Origin of the sequence: Natronococcus sp. A-GB1, assembly GCF_029688845.1 — an archaeon.
GTDB lineage: Archaea > Halobacteriota > Halobacteria > Halobacteriales > Natrialbaceae > Natronococcus.
In genome coordinates, this window is record NZ_JARUKW010000003.1 from 235,372 (window position 1) to 250,926 (window position 15,555).

19 protein-coding genes, 1 tRNA gene and 2 pseudogenes are annotated in these 15,555 nt (G+C 60.7%); 12 read left to right on the forward strand and 10 right to left on the reverse strand.

What is annotated here, in order from left to right; all coding sequences use genetic code 11:
• Positions 1–40 precede the first annotated feature (40 nt).
• Positions 41–601, reverse strand: coding sequence for a metal-dependent hydrolase (locus tag QA600_RS05705; protein ID WP_278290993.1), 561 nt, complete (start codon positions 599–601; stop codon positions 41–43).
• Between the two features lie 303 nt (positions 602–904).
• On the opposite strand from QA600_RS05705, the pseudogene QA600_RS05710 reads away from it, so the two are divergent.
• Positions 905–1,135 (forward strand): annotated as a pseudogene (locus QA600_RS05710) (amphi-Trp domain-containing protein); the annotation flags it as partial.
• 25 nt (positions 1,136–1,160) lie between these two features.
• Here QA600_RS05710 and phoU read toward each other — a convergent pair.
• The 4 genes from phoU to QA600_RS05730 all read right to left on the reverse strand — a co-directional run bounded on the left by phoU (position 1,161) and on the right by QA600_RS05730 (position 5,803).
• Complete coding sequence (gene phoU, locus QA600_RS05715) at positions 1,161–1,829, reverse strand: phosphate signaling complex protein PhoU (RefSeq protein WP_278290994.1); 669 nt, start codon at positions 1,827–1,829, stop codon at positions 1,161–1,163.
• Positions 1,830–1,898: 69 nt separating this feature from the next.
• Positions 1,899–2,315: a CBS domain-containing protein gene (locus tag QA600_RS05720; protein WP_278290995.1), complete on the reverse strand. Its 417-nt coding sequence runs from the start codon at positions 2,313–2,315 to the stop codon at positions 1,899–1,901.
• Positions 2,316–2,318: 3 nt separating this feature from the next.
• A complete protein-coding gene (locus QA600_RS05725; RefSeq protein ID WP_278290996.1) occupies positions 2,319–3,035 on the reverse strand; it encodes a magnesium transporter in 717 nt (238 codons plus the stop codon).
• An 812-nt stretch (positions 3,036–3,847) separates the two neighbouring features.
• On the reverse strand, positions 3,848–5,803 hold the full coding sequence (locus QA600_RS05730; protein ID WP_278290997.1) for an aconitate hydratase: 1,956 nt from the start codon (positions 5,801–5,803) through the stop codon (positions 3,848–3,850).
• Positions 5,804–6,035: 232 nt separating this feature from the next.
• Between QA600_RS05730 and QA600_RS05735 the strand changes: the two genes are divergently transcribed.
• The 10 genes from QA600_RS05735 to QA600_RS05780 all read left to right on the forward strand — a co-directional run bounded on the left by QA600_RS05735 (position 6,036) and on the right by QA600_RS05780 (position 11,028).
• Positions 6,036–6,518 carry a deoxyuridine 5'-triphosphate nucleotidohydrolase gene (locus QA600_RS05735; RefSeq protein WP_278290998.1) on the forward strand — a complete coding sequence of 161 codons (483 nt, stop codon included), beginning with the start codon at positions 6,036–6,038 and terminating at the stop codon, positions 6,516–6,518.
• 52 nt (positions 6,519–6,570) lie between these two features.
• Positions 6,571–7,038: a VOC family protein gene (locus QA600_RS05740; protein WP_278290999.1), complete on the forward strand. Its 468-nt coding sequence runs from the start codon at positions 6,571–6,573 to the stop codon at positions 7,036–7,038.
• A 54-nt stretch (positions 7,039–7,092) separates the two neighbouring features.
• Positions 7,093–7,416 (forward strand): hypothetical protein, encoded by a 324-nt coding sequence (locus QA600_RS05745; protein ID WP_278291000.1) that lies wholly within the window; start codon positions 7,093–7,095, stop codon positions 7,414–7,416.
• Position 7,417: 1 nt separating this feature from the next.
• Positions 7,418–7,972 carry a metal-dependent hydrolase gene (locus QA600_RS05750; RefSeq protein ID WP_278291001.1) on the forward strand — a complete coding sequence of 185 codons (555 nt, stop codon included), beginning with the start codon at positions 7,418–7,420 and terminating at the stop codon, positions 7,970–7,972.
• Between the two features lie 47 nt (positions 7,973–8,019).
• The gene (locus QA600_RS05755; protein ID WP_278291002.1) at positions 8,020–8,487 is read left to right on the forward strand and encodes a copper resistance protein CopD; all 468 of its coding nucleotides are present in this window, start codon (positions 8,020–8,022) and stop codon (positions 8,485–8,487) included.
• Between the two features lie 79 nt (positions 8,488–8,566).
• Positions 8,567–8,998, forward strand: a complete 432-nt coding sequence (locus tag QA600_RS05760; protein WP_278291003.1) for a hypothetical protein — start codon at positions 8,567–8,569, stop codon at positions 8,996–8,998.
• Between the two features lie 115 nt (positions 8,999–9,113).
• Positions 9,114–10,013, forward strand: coding sequence for a phosphogluconate dehydrogenase (NAD(+)-dependent, decarboxylating) (gene gnd, locus QA600_RS05765; RefSeq protein ID WP_278291004.1), 900 nt, complete (start codon positions 9,114–9,116; stop codon positions 10,011–10,013).
• A 100-nt stretch (positions 10,014–10,113) separates the two neighbouring features.
• Positions 10,114–10,428: a HalOD1 output domain-containing protein gene (locus QA600_RS05770; RefSeq protein WP_278291005.1), complete on the forward strand. Its 315-nt coding sequence runs from the start codon at positions 10,114–10,116 to the stop codon at positions 10,426–10,428.
• Positions 10,429–10,498: 70 nt separating this feature from the next.
• Positions 10,499–10,571 (forward strand) — tRNA-Arg (locus tag QA600_RS05775).
• Positions 10,572–10,815: 244 nt separating this feature from the next.
• Entirely contained in the window at positions 10,816–11,028 is a 213-nt protein-coding gene (locus QA600_RS05780) for a twin-arginine translocase TatA/TatE family subunit (RefSeq protein WP_278291007.1), read from the forward strand.
• Positions 11,029–11,305: 277 nt separating this feature from the next.
• Here QA600_RS05780 and QA600_RS05785 read toward each other — a convergent pair whose 3' ends face one another.
• Positions 11,306–11,650, reverse strand: a complete 345-nt coding sequence (locus tag QA600_RS05785; RefSeq protein WP_278291008.1) for a hypothetical protein — start codon at positions 11,648–11,650, stop codon at positions 11,306–11,308.
• 403 nt (positions 11,651–12,053) lie between these two features.
• Here QA600_RS05785 and QA600_RS05790 point away from each other — a divergent pair, with 403 nt between their 5' ends.
• Complete coding sequence (locus QA600_RS05790) at positions 12,054–12,359, forward strand: hypothetical protein (protein WP_278291009.1); 306 nt, start codon at positions 12,054–12,056, stop codon at positions 12,357–12,359.
• Between the two features lie 273 nt (positions 12,360–12,632).
• Here QA600_RS05790 and QA600_RS05795 read toward each other — a convergent pair.
• The 4 genes and pseudogenes from QA600_RS05795 to QA600_RS05810 all read right to left on the reverse strand — a co-directional run.
• A pseudogene (locus QA600_RS05795) lies at positions 12,633–12,707 on the reverse strand (IS6 family transposase); the annotation flags it as partial.
• A 410-nt stretch (positions 12,708–13,117) separates the two neighbouring features.
• Entirely contained in the window at positions 13,118–14,095 is a 978-nt protein-coding gene (locus tag QA600_RS05800; protein ID WP_278291010.1) for a hypothetical protein, read from the reverse strand.
• A 355-nt stretch (positions 14,096–14,450) separates the two neighbouring features.
• Positions 14,451–14,801 carry a hypothetical protein gene (locus QA600_RS05805; protein WP_278291012.1) on the reverse strand — a complete coding sequence of 117 codons (351 nt, stop codon included), beginning with the start codon at positions 14,799–14,801 and terminating at the stop codon, positions 14,451–14,453.
• 125 nt (positions 14,802–14,926) lie between these two features.
• Positions 14,927–15,555 (reverse strand): hypothetical protein (locus QA600_RS05810; protein WP_278291013.1); only part of this gene is annotated, 629 nt, incomplete at its 5' end.

Consider the following 15,555-nt stretch of genomic DNA (forward strand, 5'->3'; position numbering starts at 1 on the left):
CGTTCACAAGACGCGTTCGCTCTCGATCCGATGATCGGACTCAGCGACGGGAACTGGGATCGACGTATCTCAGTCCCGGGCAGCCGTCGACGTACCACAGCGCGATCGCCGTCCCGAACAGCACCCACTCGAACAGGAAGAAAATCGCGGGATTCGTGAACGGGCCGACGACCAGCTCGACGACCGCAGGCGGTTCGAACAGCCGTTCGCCGTACCGGAACGTCGGCTGCTCGAGCAGCGGCCAGACCAGAAACTCCGTCTCGAACGGATATCCGAGAAACGCCCGGGGCGGGATATCGGCCAGGAGATGCGAGAGGTGTGCGATGACGAACGCGGTGGCCGTCTCGAGACGGCCGAAGGCGAACCCGACGGCGTAGACGACGAGAATCAGCGCTGCGGCGAACAGCAACGAGTGGGCGAGCGAGCGGCCGCTTGGGAGGATGCCTAACCACCACGCCAGCGGCTTGTCGATCAGGTCGGCGAACTGCGAGCCGACCAGGACCGCGAGCGCCGGCTCGGCTCGGGGCGGCCGTCCGAACCGGCCGCGGGCGTACAGCGAGTACAGGAGGTAGGCCACGCCGAGGTGTCCCCAGGGCCACATGGATCGGCCGTAGCCGTCGGAGCGTGTAGTTACGGCGTCCGTAACCCAGAGATGCGACGGCGTGCCGACGGGTAGACGCCGCGTAAGCCGGGACGCGCGACTCTCGGTCGCTTCGTCGGCGCCAGTGGGAGGGAGGAAAATTGTACACGAGAGGACAGACGCTGCTGTCGTATCGAAATCCGAGGCGTCGCTGCCAACATATCGTCTATGCTATCATAGGACAGGCTTATCATCGGGTCCGTGGCACGCTCGGCCGTCATGTCCGAGGGAGAAATCGAACGCGAATGAGAAGCGAGCCGAGATGAAATCGCAGATCACCTCGAGACGGTCGCAAGCGGCCTCAGAGACGACGGTGAGTTCGACCTCGATATGGGTGGCACGACGTTTCAGATCAATCCACCCGAGGAGCTGACCTACGAAGTCGAAGTTGAAGACGACATGGAAGAGGAAGGGATGATGCGACACCTGGAGTTCGAACTCGAGTGGCCACGACGTGAGCCGGAAGATAAATCGATGAGTGACAGTTTCGAGTAGTTGTTCAGAACACCGATAGGTGGTGTTACTCGAGGAAACTGTCGTCCCCAGTGGCCATATAGATCGTCCGAGCGGCGATGTTCGCCGCGTGGTCAGCGACTTGTTCGATGTCAGTGACGGTGAGCAGGAGACGGAGGAGCTCCTCGTAGTACTCGTCCGGATCGACGGTCTTGGCGTCGAGGGTGACCGTTTCGCCGAATATCTGTCGGTTCGCGTGTTTCGCGAGCTGATCGATCTGGTCGTCGCGAGCGATGATTTCCCGACACGCCTCCGCGTCGGCTGCCTCGAAGGCGTCGCTTGCGTCGGCGACCATCGTTGCACTTTCCTGGGCCATCGACGGAACGTCGACGTCGGTGTCCATCATCGGGAGCCCGGCTTCGGTTCGTTCGGCGATCTTGACCGCGATGTCGCCGATCCGCTCGAGATCGGTGCTGATCTTGAACGACGCGGCGACGAAGCGGAGGTCGCCGGCAACCGGCTGTTGAAGTCCCAACAGGTCGATGCAGTTGCGCTCGATTTCGAGATAGTGTTCGTTGATTCGTTCTTCGCTTTCGACGACCTGTCGGGCTAACTCCGTATCGTGATCAGCGAGGGCTGTTACAGAGCGGTCGAACTGCGTGTAGACGAGGTCGCTCATCTCGATTACCGCCTCACGGAGCGCCTCGAGTTCATCCTGGTAGTGTTTTCGGGCCATGGGTTCGGTTTTCCGTTCGAGTTCGTGCCAACAAAATATGCGCTGTCGAGACCGGATCAGCCAGGCCTGTTACACCCAGAATCCAGCTTTTCTCAGCGCTGACATCGTTCCTTCGTCTTCGACCGCTTCAATCAGATCGCCCGTCCGCACGACGCCGACGATTTTCGATCCGTCGGTCACCGGCAGCGCAGGGAACCCCCGTTCGGAAACGATGTCCGCTGCGTCAGCCACCGGTGTGTCGGTCGAAACCGTCCGAATATCGGTTGTCATGATTTCCCCGACGGAAGCCGTTTGGTCGGCGTTCAGCAAGTCGTTGAGCGAGACGACTCCACTGAGTTCGTCGCCGTCGACGACGTACAGATAGTACAACGTCGTTCCGTCCGTTGGCGTTCGATCGCGGAAGAGATCGATCGCCTCGTCGACGGTGGTCGCCGGGTCAGCGGTCTGAAACTCGTCGGAGACGAGTTCGGAAACGGGGTCGGCCATCGTTTACAACGCCCCCGGGAGCAGCCAGATCGCCAGGCCGAAGTAGATGAGCACGGCGGTAAGGTCTTTGAACGTCGTCACGACGGGGTCGGAAACCGCAGCGGGGTCGAATCCCAGCTTGTGTGCGGCCCACGGGATGAGGTACCCGAACACGCTGGCGACCGTACAGACGGTCAACAGAGCGGTGAACAGCACCATCGATAGCGCTGCGTTATCCTGCCAGACCAGCGCGATGGCTGCGGCGATGCCACCGATAATGAGGCCGATGACGACGCCAAAGACGCCCTCTCGAGCGAGGTGTTTCATCGCGTTCTTGTCATCGATGTGTCCAGTTGCGAGCCCGCGGACGAAGATCGTGGACGCCTGGGTACCGACGTTCCCACCCATGTCCATGATCACCGGAACGAAAACGGCCAGCAGCGCGATCTCGGCTGCCTCGAGTGACCCTTCAGCGCCACCAATAACCCCGCCAGCGAGGAGGCCACCAGCAAGTGCAACCAGCAACCACGGGAGGCGGAGCCAGATCTTCTTTGGCAGTGACGAGGAGAGGATGAGTTCGCTGCGCGTCAGCTCCGCGTCCTTGATACTCTCACCACGAATGGCGATTCCGCCGCCAGTGGTCTTGGTTCCGCTGTTCGTGACTCCGCCGTCAGTAAGCGGCTCCGCGGCTGGTTCTTCCGTCTGCTCCTCGGACTCGTCTGTCGGTGTCTTAGCAGTCATAGTGCTCCTCCTGGGCTGGCGAGAAGATACCGGCGAACGCGCTGTCGAGCAAGCTGCGAACCTGTTCTTCGAGGGTCGGACCGCTGTAGTTCACCGCACTACTCAGCTGCGAATGGTGAGTTGATTCCCACATACAGTCGAGAATGTGGCGTTCTTCCTATTAAATTCGTCGGAGTAAAATTTGGAATAAAAACACAGAGGCTGCCCTACCTGACGGACACGAGGTCCGCCGGGAGCGAACAACGACCAGCGCTGCCGGTTAGTCCAGGGGGTTAGGCGAGCACCGCGCTGGAGACAGGGCTCGTCGTTTCACCTGTCACCCAGTCCAGCACGTCCGGGACACCAGTCGCTGGCAAAGCCGGACACATCGTTCGAGAGTCATTGGTCACTGTAGAACGACGTGTCCGGAGGCGTGGCTATCGGATGCGGCGGCGTACTCGACCCATACGGGGGCGGCCTGCTCAGCGTACCGGGTGTTCCCCATATCGGTTCCTCTGTTCGGATCCACAGAAGACGCCGGCGAAGGCGCTGTCGAGCAGGCTGAGCACGAGTTCGGAAAGGGGCTGGCCACGGATATTCCCGACCGCACTGGGACTTCGACTCGTATCGAAAACGCTGTGTTGACTACGCATACGTGACGACAAACGCATCTCCCTGCTTATTATCGTTCTCCTTCGGCTGGTACATTGTGATAAAATGCCGTGCAATGAGAGACCTCAGCAGCAACTCGAACCTAGAGCATTCGATCAAGATTATAACTCCTCGAGGAGCTACGGAGCTAGAAAACAAAAGATCGGCGTCCCGCGTTGGGATCAGTCGTCGGCGGGTGCGGCGCCGCTGTCCTCGGCCTGGTCGCGGGTCCAGGAGAGTTTGCCGCCGGCCGCGAGGATCGAGCGCTCGCGTTCGGAGGCGTCGAGCGTCGCGGTGAACTCCTCGCCGTTGACGCGGACGGTGAACTCCTCCTGACCGCTCGTGACGGCCTCGTAGACGTCGTCGACGATCTCGATCTCGTCGCCCTGGTCGATCGACTCGTAGGTGTCCTCGTCGATCGTCAGCGGGACGATCCCGAAGTTGAAGAGGTTCGCGCGGTGGATCCGGGCGAAGCTCTGTGCGAGGACGCCCTCGATGCCCAGGTACATCGGGCAGAGCGCGGCGTGCTCGCGCGAGGAACCCTGACCGTAGTTCTCGCCGGCGACGAGGAAGCCGCCGTCGGCCTCGAGCGCGCGGTCGGCGAACGTGTCGTCGACGCGCGAGAGGGTGAACTCGGAGAGCTTGGGGACGTTCGACCGGTACATCAGGATGTCCTGCGTTGCGGGGATGATGTGGTCGGTCGTGATGTTGTCCTCCATCTTGAGCAGGGCCTCACCGGAAATCTCGGAGCCGAGCTCGTCGCGGATCGGGACGTCGCCGATGTTCGGACCCTTGATGAGCTCGTCGTCGACGGCCTCGTCGGGGGCGATGAGATCCGTCTTGGAGCCGTCGTACTCGTCGGGAAGCTCAACGCCGGGGGCCTCGACGTCGTCGAGGTTGCGCGGATCGGTGATCTCGCCCTCGAGGGCCGCGGCAGCGGCGACCTCCGGCGAGCACAGATAGACGTTGTCGTCCTCGATACCCGAACGGCCCTCGAAGTTGCGGTTGAAGGTCCGCAGCGAGACCGAATCGGAGGCAGGGACGTGGCCGATCCCGATACAGGCACCACAGGTCGCCTCGGAGAAGTTGACGCCGGCAGCCATCATCTCCGCGACCCAGCCCTCGCGGGCGAGCATCTCGGAGGCCTGCTTGGAGCCGGGGGCGACGATCGTCTCGGTCTCGAGGGAGGTCTGGCGGTCCTCGAGCATTTTCGCGACGGGGAGGATGTCCTCGTAGCCGCCGTTCGTACAGGAGCCGACGATGACCTGCTCGACGGACTCGCCCTCGACCTCGCTGACGGGGACGACGTTGTCGGGCATCGACGGCGTGGCGATCAGCGGCTCGAGGTCCGAGAGATCGACGACGATCTCGTCGTCGTAGTCGGCGTCGTCGTCGGGCTGGAGCTCGACGTACTCGTCGCCGCGGCCGACGCGCTCGAGGTAGTCCTCGGTCTGCTCGTCGGTCGGGAAGATCGACGTCGTCGCGCCGAGTTCCGTTCCCATGTTGGTGATCGTCATCCGCTCCGGTGCGGTGAGCGTCTCGACGCCGGGACCGGTGTACTCGAGGATCTTGCCGACGCCGCCCTTGACGCTCAGGCGTCGCAGCAGCTCGAGGATGACGTCCTTCGCGGTGGCCCACTCGGGGAGCTCGCCCTCGAGTCGGACGCTGACGATCTCGGGCATCTCGATGTAGTAGGGCGCACCGCCCATCGCGACGGTGACGTCGATCCCGCCGGCGCCGATGGCGAGCTCGCCGAGGCCGCCGGGGGTCGGCGTGTGCGAGTCCGAGCCGAGCAGCGTCTTGCCGGGCGCGGCGAAGTTCTCGCGGTGGACGTTGTGACAGATACCGTTACCGGGACGAGAGAAGTGAGCCCCGTAGGTGCCGGCCGCAGAGCGCAGGAAGCGGTGGTCGTCCGTGTTCTTAAAGTCAAACTGGTAGGTCTGATGGTCGCAGTACTGCGCGGCGATCTCGGTCTGGACCTCGTCCAGTCCCATCGCCTCGAACTGGAGCCAGACCATCGTTCCGGTCGTGTCCTGGGTAAGTACCTGGTCGATCTCGATCCCGATCTCCTCGCCGGTCTCGAGTTCGCCCTCGACGAGGTGGTCGTCGAGAATCTTTTCGGTGAGCGTCTGTCCCATAGCATGCGGATTTCGGCTTTCCGGCTTGATAAATCCAGCGTGTTTCTATCGGGAACGACCGTGTCATTTCCGGGCATTCGACCGGGTTTCGCGTAAGTATTGCCACACCGCCGATCGTTCGTCCACTCGCGCGCAGCCGGCCGACGACGATTCCTCGAGCGTGTTCCGTAACGCCCTGGCACGGGCGCTCCGAACGGATACTCTTTTTTCGGCTCCGGCGCGTAGCGACGCTATGTTCCGCTCCGGCGCCTTCGTCGCGGAGTACGTCTCCCCGACGACCGACGATCAGATCCAGCCCAACGGCGTCGACCTCACTCTCGACGTCGTCTTCGAACAGCTCGAGCCCGGTCGGATCGGCCGGGACGGCAAACAGATCGGCGACCGGGTGGCCCGCCCGCTCGAGGAACTCGAGCAGAAGGCGCCGGACACCTACTACCTGCCCGAGGGCGCCTACGTCGCTCGCTACGGCGAACGCATCGAGATCCCGGAGGGCCACGTCGGCTTCGTCTACCCGCGCTCGTCGCTGATGCGCAACTCCTGTATGTTGAACACCGCGGTGTGGGACGCCGGCTACGAGGGCCGAGGTGAGGGGCTGTTGCAGGCCCACCACGACGTCGAGATCGCTCGCGGCGCCCGCATCGCTCAGCTGGTGTTCGCCGAGGCCAACCACGAGGGCGCCTACGACGGCAGCTACCAGGGCGAGAACCTCGAGTAGCCGCCGGGCTGCCGACAGGGGATTGACGGCCGTCCGCGGCGACCGTTCGCACATGACTGACGCCGAAACGGAACTACCGTCGCTCGTCGGCATGAACCACGTCGCCCTCGATGTCGGCGACATCGACGACGCACTCGAGTTCTACGAGGATCTGTTCGCGTTCGAACTCCGGAGCCGGTCCGACTCGAAGGCCTTTCTGGATATGGGCGATCAGTTCATCGCGCTCGCCGAAAGCGACGATACCGACCGGGACGGTCAGCGTCACTTCGGGCTCGTCGTCGACGACACCGACGCCGCCGAACGGCGCCTCGAGGACTGCGGCGTCGAACGCCTCGACGTTCCTGGCCTCGAGTTTCACGATCCGTGGGGGAACCGCGTCCAGCTCGTCGACTACTCGGAGATCCAGTTCACGAAGGCCGACCACGTCCTCGAGGGGATGGGCCTCGACGAACTCGAGAAGGCCGACGGGGCGATCGCAGAGCTCGAGGAGAAGGGACTCGTGCCGGAGCGGTCGGACTGAGAACAGGTTCTACGGCCGACAGAACGAAGGCGACCGGCGACGAACTCGAACGCGATGTCCGGGACGGAGCCGTGCGAACGGTGCGGATCGCAGCGTCCTCGAGCGGCGGCTCGCTGTCCCGACTGCGGACGCGAGCGGACGAGCCGATGGCAGTACGTCGGCTGGCTCGTCCTCGGAATCGCCGTCCCCAGCCTCGCCCTCGCGACGGCCCTGCTCGGCTATCTCACTCTGCTCTCGATCCAGCAAGGGACGATCGGGGCGGCCGGCCCCGCGATCGCCCTCTGGATCGGGATCTGGGTTGGCGCCGCGCTCACCGTCGTGATCGTCTACGATCGGAGCACGGAGAGCCGAACCCCGACGGGGTCGCCGGACCGCTGAGATGATGGCGACCACCCACGTCTTCGCCGGGCTCGCCCTCGTAGCTCCGGTCGCCGCCACCGTTCCGACGCTCTCGAGTCCCCTCGCCGTCGGTGCGATCGTCGGCGGGCTCGTACCCGACCTCGACCTCGTTCTCGAGCACCGCCGAAGCCTGCACTTCCCAATTGCCGGATTGCCCATCGCCGCGCTCGCGGTCGGCGCTGCGGTGGTGGTTCCCTCGAGTCCCGTCGTCGCGGTCGCCGCCGCAGTCGTCGCCGCCTGGTTCCACGCCGCGAGCGACGTCCTCGGTGACGGTCCGGAGATGAACCCCTGGACCGACGTCGGCGACCGCGCGGTCTACGACCACGTCCGGGGTCGGTGGCTACGTCCACGGCGGTTGATCCGCTACGACGGCGCGCCGGAGGACGGCGCGCTCGCACTCGCGCTCGCGGTGCCGGCGCTGCTCGTCTTCGACGGCTGGATCGGTTCGGTCGTCGCGGGCGGCCTCGCCATCTCGCTCGGCTACGTCCTGGTTCGGCGACGGCTGGTCGCGTGGCTCCCCGACTGGCTCGAGTAGCCGGGAGAAGTCGGAACGCTGATACCGTCGGTCGCGAAGCTTCCGATATGGTCGACACGTTTCTCGCCCAGACGACCCACCTCGTCTTCGCCGCGCTCTGGGCCGGCAGCGTCTTCTACGTCGCGTTCGTCGTCCTCCCGCTGGCTCGAGACGGCGCGTTCACCTCGACGAAACCCCTCGAAACGATCTCGAGCAGACTGACGTCGATCTCGCGCGTGAGCGCGCTCGTCCTGTTGCTCACCGGCGGCCATCTCGCGGGAACCCGCTACACCGCCGAGGGACTGTTCAACACGATCAACGGGCAGCTGGTGCTCGCGATGGTCGTCCTCTGGCTCGTCCTCGCGGGGCTCGTCGAGGTGGGCGCAAAACGGTTCGAGTCCGGACTCAACGGGAAGAAGCTCCGCGAGCCCGCGGCGAACGCCCTGCCGCTGTACCGGGCGGGAGCGGTCGTCGCCGTCCTCCTCCTGGTTGTCGCCGGAGCGATCACGACCAACGTCGCCGCGGTCGTGTCGTAGACATGTAATTCCTTGCTAGATATATTTGTAAAGAAGATTGTTACGAAAGATACTTAGTTAGCTACTGAGAGGTATGTGTATGATGTTCAGGGGCAAAGGGATGGCCCTATCGCTGCTCGCGGTGGGGACCGCCGCGGCCGCCGGGTACGTCCTTCAGAACGACCGTTCGCCGACCGAAACGGGACGCTCGAAGGCGAACCTCGGCGCCAGGGTCGTCGACGAGGTTCCCGCAGGGGCGACTGTTATCGACGCATCGGCCCGCCGACTCGCGGAGATTCCGGGCGCCCGGCGGGCGCTCGAGCGCGCGGTCCGTAACGACGCCCGCGAGGACTGGGAACACGTCACCCTCGAGCGCGACGGCGCCTGGTCGGTCGTCGACACGATCCGGGACTCGCTGCCGTACTACGAGGCCGGTCGGGGCGAGTACAACGGCGTCTACGTCGAACACCACGGTCGGATCGTCGTGCTCGACGCGATCGGTTGGGCTCGCCTCGAGCAACCGATCCACTGACGGCGGCGGTCGGCTTCGCTGCAGCCGCGGCGGCTTCTGCCTCGCGTTTCGTCCTCGAGCGTCGCCTCCGCGGCGAATCACAACCACTACCTCGCGGCCCCGCCCATCCGGAGGCATGCAACTGGGCGTTATCGGACTCGGACGCATGGGACAGATTGTCGTCGAACGAGTGCTCGAGGCAGGTCACGACGTCGTCGCCTTCGACCTCGATCCGGCAGCCGTCGCCACCGCGGCCGACGCTGGCGCGGAGCCAGCCGACTCCGTATCGGATCTGGCGGACCGACTCGGTGAGGCAAAGCGGATCTGGCTGATGGTCCCCGCGGGCGAGGCCGTCGACGCGACCCTCGCCGACCTCGATCCCCACCTCGACGGCGACGACGTCGTCGTCGACGGCGGCAACTCCTACTTCGAGGACTCGGTGCGCCGGGCCCAGGCCTGTTCGGCGGCGTACCTCGACTGTGGTACCTCAGGGGGGCCGGCGGGCGCCGAACTCGGCTTCTCGCTGATGGTCGGCGGGCCGGAGTGGGCCTACGACGAACTCGTCCCGGTGTTCGACGCCGTCGCGACCGGTCCAGACGGTCACGGACGGATGGGGCCTGCGGGCTCGGGCCACTACGTCAAGATGGTGCACAACGGCGTCGAGTACGCGCTGATGCAGACCTACGGCGAGGGGTTCGAACTGCTCCACGAGGGCCGGTACGACCTCGACCTCGAGAACGTAGCCACGGTCTGGAACAACGGCGCCGTGATCCGCTCGTGGCTGCTCGAACTCTGCGAGGAGGCATTTCGCGAGGAGGGGACCGACCTGGGCACTGTCGCCGACCGCATCGAGGGCGGCTCGACGGGCACCTGGACCGTCCAGGAGGCCCTCGAGCAGGAGGTGCCGCTGCCGCTGATCTACACCGCCCTCTCCGAGCGGTTCGGCTCCCGGGCCGACGAGGGTCGGTTCTCGAGGCGACTGGCGAGTCGGCTCCGGTACGGCTTCGGCCGCCACGACGTTCCTCGGCGAGAGTGAGAGCACCGCGAACGAGGTCATCGCTGTTCAATCTTCTCTGTCATTTCCACCCCGAAATATTGAGTCATCTTCTTTACTCCCGGTCGGCTCACCGCTAGTAGTGACCTCTCATCGACCGACCACGAGCGTGGCCGCGACGGAGGATCGGCGAACGAGTACGGCGGTTGTCGAACTAGTCGCTCGCGTTGACGAGGTCGATCCGATTGCGCTCGAGCCCCTCTACGACGCGATCGACCCCGACACGCTGGATTCGATCTGCGATACGGACTCGGGGTTCCGGTCGCTGTCGTTCCGGTACGCCGGCTGGCTGGTTACCGTCGACTCCCGGGGAGATGGGGTCGAAATCGCGCTGTCGGAGCCGGCGTCACTGGACGGCTCGGTCACCGACGCCCCCGACGCCGAGTCCTCGCTGTAGTCGGGCTCGAGGGAGCGTTTCGACGCGAAGAGCAACCGTTATACGGCCGGTTTCTGTACTCTGTTACGGAGGGCGCGTAGCTCAGTGGACAGAGTTCTTGGTTCCGGACCAAGATGTCGCGGGTTCAAATCCCGTCGCGCCCGTCCCACCGCATAATGCTTGGAATCCACACCCCGGCGGAGGGGATGAGGGGTTCCTTTTAACCATATAGGGTAGTGCGGTGTCTCCATTCCATCCCGATGCGGGTCACGAGTCTCTGCCGTGCCACGATAATAACTGCACACGTCCTAACAGTACTTAAAGCTCTGCCGGCGAAATTGCCGCGCGCGCCACACCCACACCCGAACGAGCGTGCTAGATAAATGTCAACAGACAGTACATTGGGGTGTGAAGGCCTACGAACTCCTCGGTGCGATTTCTATCGGCGGGCTCGTCGGCGTCGCCGCACTACTCTTCGGCAGCTCGAAGCTACCAAAACTCGCCCGTTCAGTTGGCCAAGCCAGTGGTGAACTGCAGAAAGGTAAACAGCAAGCGGAACAGGAACTCAACGAAATGCGGAACGATATCAACGACGAAGAAGGAGAACCCGTAGATGGTTAAGCCTCGAAATCAATCAGCAACTTCTGATCATCAAACACACTAGGCGTCAACACATCAAACCCCACCTCATCCCGCAAAAACGAGACTGCGTGCCAAGTCGCACTTTTGGGTGCTAACAACCGGCCTTCAGGCAACTTCCGGAAACAGTACTCACAGAGATTGTCTAACTGGTTCGGTTCTGTCTTGACCACGACTTCCCGAGGATTCTCATCCATACGCGTCCTGTAATACAGGTACGGATCACGTTCTTCACCCTCAGCGGAATCAGCAACCTTGCTCATCCCTCATCACCCGCTGACGCGGAAGACAACCTGGACTCTGGGAACCCGTAGACTCGTACGCCGTGATCTTCTAACTCACCTTCGTCGTGCCATTCAACGATTTCGTTGATATCCCAATCAGCTAACGATCGCTTGACATCTTCCAGATACGCCGCCTCTACGACTTCCTCATCCTCACCATAGGCGCGGTTTCGGGTTGCGATGGTGATGTCGTTATCATCAGGCGGTGTTTCCCAGATCACATACTCGTTCGCTGGCACACCAATGGCGCCGAGGAAGACGAGGTAATCCGACGAGTCAGACTCATCATCAACGGCGAGATCACCAGTCTCCAAACTCACGATGAATCACCCACCATCGGGCGGAGACGCAATCCAAGCTGCTGCTGCACGGCGCGAATATGCTTACAAAGTGCGTTTCTATATTCAAAATCTTCACAGCCGCACCGCCAATCATCGTCAGCGATGCGGTCTACAACGTGATCTCCATCATTGATACTCCACGCGTCATTGTCGCCAATCCTCTCGACATTGTTGATGTCGCGGACGGCGCGTATGTCGCGAACGTAATCATTTGCTCTCATCAACTCTGCAACTAACGCTAAGGTAGTTATGATTAATAACCTATCGTCTGGGAAGGTTGTCGGTCGAAAGCGTTTTAGCACGAATAGAAGTATGAAATCACCCGATTCGTTCCCTTCAACCAAGCAACTTATCAATAGATAGTGCTAACTATACGTAGGTGATGGAAGACAACCAAGTATCGCCAAAAGCACGCGAAACAGAACAGATCCTAGCACGCGAAGGACGCGCAACGCGGCAAATGGTCGCAAACGAACTCAACGTTTCAGGCACGCGAGCCACTCAGCTCCTCAAAGAACTAATCCGTGACAGCCGAGTACGACGGATAGACCACGGATTGTACGAGCACGAGTACTACAGCCACGAAGCACCTGATGATCTGGAACGACTACGCCAATTCCGCCAGTCGGAAGAGCAGATCTTCGAAGCGATCAGAAAATACGACGACGCGTCGGGTGGTGATGACTGACGAAGAAATCAAAGCAGTGTGGAAAGCGCACATAGACTCCAAACGGGCTAATACAACGAAGCGAACTGTACGCTAATCGCGAAGTCGGAAGAGAAGTTGCACTGGAAATATTTTGTGAAGTCTGCGACGACTTAGATGTCCACGAACCAGACTCATGGGACTGGGACGACCACAACAACGATTCCTACGCTGAAAGCCAGTACGGCCGTTACGAACTACACGTCAGCCAGAGACAAGTCCTCGAAGCAGCAACGGAGTATGAACCACTTGCAAAAATTCAGCGAGAATCGCAGCTGTCTCTCGAAGAGAACAACCGGTCTGATGGAGGCGGACGGCGAACGCCCTGATAGCGTCGCCGTTCACTCATTCCCCCAAATTCCCCTCGTAGATCTCGCTGAGCAGATCTGCGAACATTCTAGTCCAGACATTCAACGACCCGCTCACTTCTCAAACTGGCTTAAATATACAGTACCCTCTAATGTACCAAAATTTGACCATCTACCGACCTTTATAATGATGTGGGAATTTGTCTGCTCTCTCACAAGCAAGTCCTGGGCGAAGTGACGTCTGAGATCGTGAGACGATATCTTCGACCAATCACGGACTTCGCACGCATATTCGGATCACTCTCTTCGGTGATTTCTTCGGCGACTTCTACAGTTCCAACATTCTGCACTCCTAGAAAATCCCGTCGAAGCGCACGGCTCCGCTGTTTTATTTCTCATATATAACACTGAACATACGTTGTCCGACGACCATTAGTGACGTTCTTCGTCACCAAAGTATTGCAGCGCATTCTGATACTCTCGTCTCGCTCGTTCTCCGACGTTGGTCACCATCTCCCACTCGTCGCGGTCACGCACCACCGCCCACGCGTCCTCGTCCGCAATCCGCCATACGTCCGCCGCCGACAGGAACTCCCATGGCACGAACGGCCACTCACCCAATTCATCCTCTGACTCACCCCGCGCCTCGGTGACAACTGGGCCGTCACGCTTGGCGTGATATCGCACCACTGCGTCCAACCATATCACACGCCTAAGCGACTGTGTCCGAATCCCGTCTACACCCTCTTTGGCGCGACGCCAATACTTCTCTGCATACCCCCAGCCGTACTCGACATCCTTGACGGGCAACAGCGGGTCACTGTTGGTTTCCGGTGTCAGAGTGATACTCCAACTCCCTCCTCGGTATACGGCCCGTATCTCTCCCTCCCTACTGTTCCACTCGTCGGGTAGAAAGTACAAGCTGAGTGGGATGTGAACGGATAGATTGCCGCGGTACTGCTTCCCGGCAACCCCTGCAATTGGGTCAGTCTGCGTCCGGTCAGATGAGAGGCAAACCGGGTCACCCTCGCTTACGCCATCAAAGAAGTCGCCATGGCCACCTAACCTTCTGGTCGGTTCCACCTCGATTTCCCTGATCTCCACCGTGCGCTCCCCCGGCATGCACGGATCCCCGTTACCGGCTTCAAGCGGGTAGACCGCCTGCACCGCCGTCCAACAGTCTTCACGGCCGGATTGTCGGGTGTGGAGCGATGGCCGGTCTGTCCACGGTTTCTCCGCCTCCTCGTTGGTGTCGGTTGCAAGAAAGGAAATAGACAATTCTTCCTCTTTCGAATAGTCTGAATCAGTTTCATTGAAAACGACTTGCTCGACATCGCCGTGCCACTTGTTGTCCTCTGCGTCACAGACGTGGATAGTCGCGTTCTCAGAGTGTCGCAGGAGATCGACCATCCCATCCGGATTGTCCGTCGAGTTAAATCGCATATGGGAACACATCCCGTGCCTGACTCATCAAACCGGTCACTTTACGACCGGTTACGCCCACACTGAGTATATCTGCGAGGTATGCAATGGCCTCGGCGTAGACAGTGAACTCGTGTAGGCGGGAAAATTAGATTTGGTTCGACCGTGACGACATCGCTACCGACCAGTAGCTTGAACGCTCTCTAATATTCTATTACCGACAGCATTGTATTCCACGACGAATTCTTTGATATTGTCGACGGTATCCTCACCTATTCCAATCGTTCCCTCTTTGACCAAGTAGTGGAGTTCCGCGACTGGTCGACCAAGTCTGGCAAGCTAGTCAGTTGTCGCTTCTTGTCTCCCACAACTCATCCTCGTCCACATCCAAATTCTCTACCTCGTCAAGAATATCAAGGAACAGTAGCCATTCCTCATTGCTGATTTCGTAGACGGCGTCGTATTCGCCGCGTGCAATGGCTTGCACGATCTCACCGTACTCGTTTGCGAAGTCAATGCCTGATCCTCTGACCCCGTATGTGGCGACAGCGTCGAGAGAGCCGGAGTTCCCAGCTGAGACTCCAAGCATCAAGCCGAACGGGGTGTCGTGGATGGTTGCCTTCCCTCGTCCGCTGCGGAATTCGTGAAGCACCTTATCGAGCAGTTCTACGTCTTTTAGTCCGCTTCGTGTCATGGTGGATGATTAGTAGCCGCTAATTGAAAATATATGTATGTGTGGGCCTCAGTTCGAAGCGGTCATATTATGACCGGTATACTCACTCATACACGCTGGCCCACTAAAATCGGAATGTGGTTTTGTCAGGCGAAAGCGTCCACATTTCCAAGGCGACATGCACTAGCATACGGCTGCAACTTCTCCACGCTAACCTCGTGATCTCTGTATAGTCTTGCAATTACAGGACGCACGTCCTCATCAGCATATGCACCATCCTCCTCAATGCGCTTGTCCATCCACGCCAACGCCGCTGATTCGTCAACAAACGTTACTTCTAACCGTCCATCCTTTACGTACACTCCACCCATCCCTTCCAATACCTCATCAACATACGTCTCCCGCTTATACGGGGATCCGACACCAACGAACTCCTCCGCTACAGCCATCACTTTCTCGCGTGTAATCGCGTTGTGTTCGTGGCGGACGACAGCAGCGATCAGCTCTTGCTTCACTTCTACATCACTTGGAATGGCTCCTTTCGGCACGTCGCCGCGATTGATTTCTGGATTCTCGTCGATCCGTGGAAGTGTTTCCAAAGCAGCACGGCTTAGACGAGTGTCGCTATCCGGACTGTAATCTTGCAAAGTCGAGACAGAGGAGGTGGGAGTTACATTGTCGGTTTCAACGCCTCCGTCCGCGGTGACCGTTTTGGATTGGTTGGCCGTGGTGAATCGCCATACAGCGTTGGATTTGCCTAGCTCGCAGCACGCTT

What these genes read in the sequence shown, in the direction of transcription:
- QA600_RS05705 (WP_278290993.1), bottom strand. Translation starts at nt 601, where the DNA reads ATGTGGCCCTGGGGACACCTCGGCGTGGCCTACCTCCTGTACTCGCTG.
- phoU (WP_278290994.1), bottom strand. Translation starts at nt 1,829, where the DNA reads ATGGCCCGAAAACACTACCAGGATGAACTCGAGGCGCTCCGTGAGGCG.
- QA600_RS05720 (WP_278290995.1), bottom strand. Translation starts at nt 2,315, where the DNA reads ATGGCCGACCCCGTTTCCGAACTCGTCTCCGACGAGTTTCAGACCGCT.
- QA600_RS05725 (WP_278290996.1), bottom strand. Translation starts at nt 3,035, where the DNA reads ATGACTGCTAAGACACCGACAGACGAGTCCGAGGAGCAGACGGAAGAA.
- QA600_RS05730 (WP_278290997.1), bottom strand. Translation starts at nt 5,803, where the DNA reads ATGGGACAGACGCTCACCGAAAAGATTCTCGACGACCACCTCGTCGAG.
- QA600_RS05735 (WP_278290998.1), top strand. Translation starts at nt 6,036, where the DNA reads ATGTTCCGCTCCGGCGCCTTCGTCGCGGAGTACGTCTCCCCGACGACC.
- QA600_RS05740 (WP_278290999.1), top strand. Translation starts at nt 6,571, where the DNA reads ATGACTGACGCCGAAACGGAACTACCGTCGCTCGTCGGCATGAACCAC.
- QA600_RS05745 (WP_278291000.1), top strand. Translation starts at nt 7,093, where the DNA reads ATGTCCGGGACGGAGCCGTGCGAACGGTGCGGATCGCAGCGTCCTCGA.
- QA600_RS05750 (WP_278291001.1), top strand. Translation starts at nt 7,418, where the DNA reads ATGATGGCGACCACCCACGTCTTCGCCGGGCTCGCCCTCGTAGCTCCG.
- QA600_RS05755 (WP_278291002.1), top strand. Translation starts at nt 8,020, where the DNA reads ATGGTCGACACGTTTCTCGCCCAGACGACCCACCTCGTCTTCGCCGCG.
- QA600_RS05760 (WP_278291003.1), top strand. Translation starts at nt 8,567, where the DNA reads ATGATGTTCAGGGGCAAAGGGATGGCCCTATCGCTGCTCGCGGTGGGG.
- gnd (WP_278291004.1), top strand. Translation starts at nt 9,114, where the DNA reads ATGCAACTGGGCGTTATCGGACTCGGACGCATGGGACAGATTGTCGTC.
- QA600_RS05790 (WP_278291009.1), top strand. Translation starts at nt 12,054, where the DNA reads ATGGAAGACAACCAAGTATCGCCAAAAGCACGCGAAACAGAACAGATC.
- QA600_RS05800 (WP_278291010.1), bottom strand. Translation starts at nt 14,095, where the DNA reads ATGGTCGATCTCCTGCGACACTCTGAGAACGCGACTATCCACGTCTGT.
- QA600_RS05805 (WP_278291012.1), bottom strand. Translation starts at nt 14,801, where the DNA reads ATGACACGAAGCGGACTAAAAGACGTAGAACTGCTCGATAAGGTGCTT.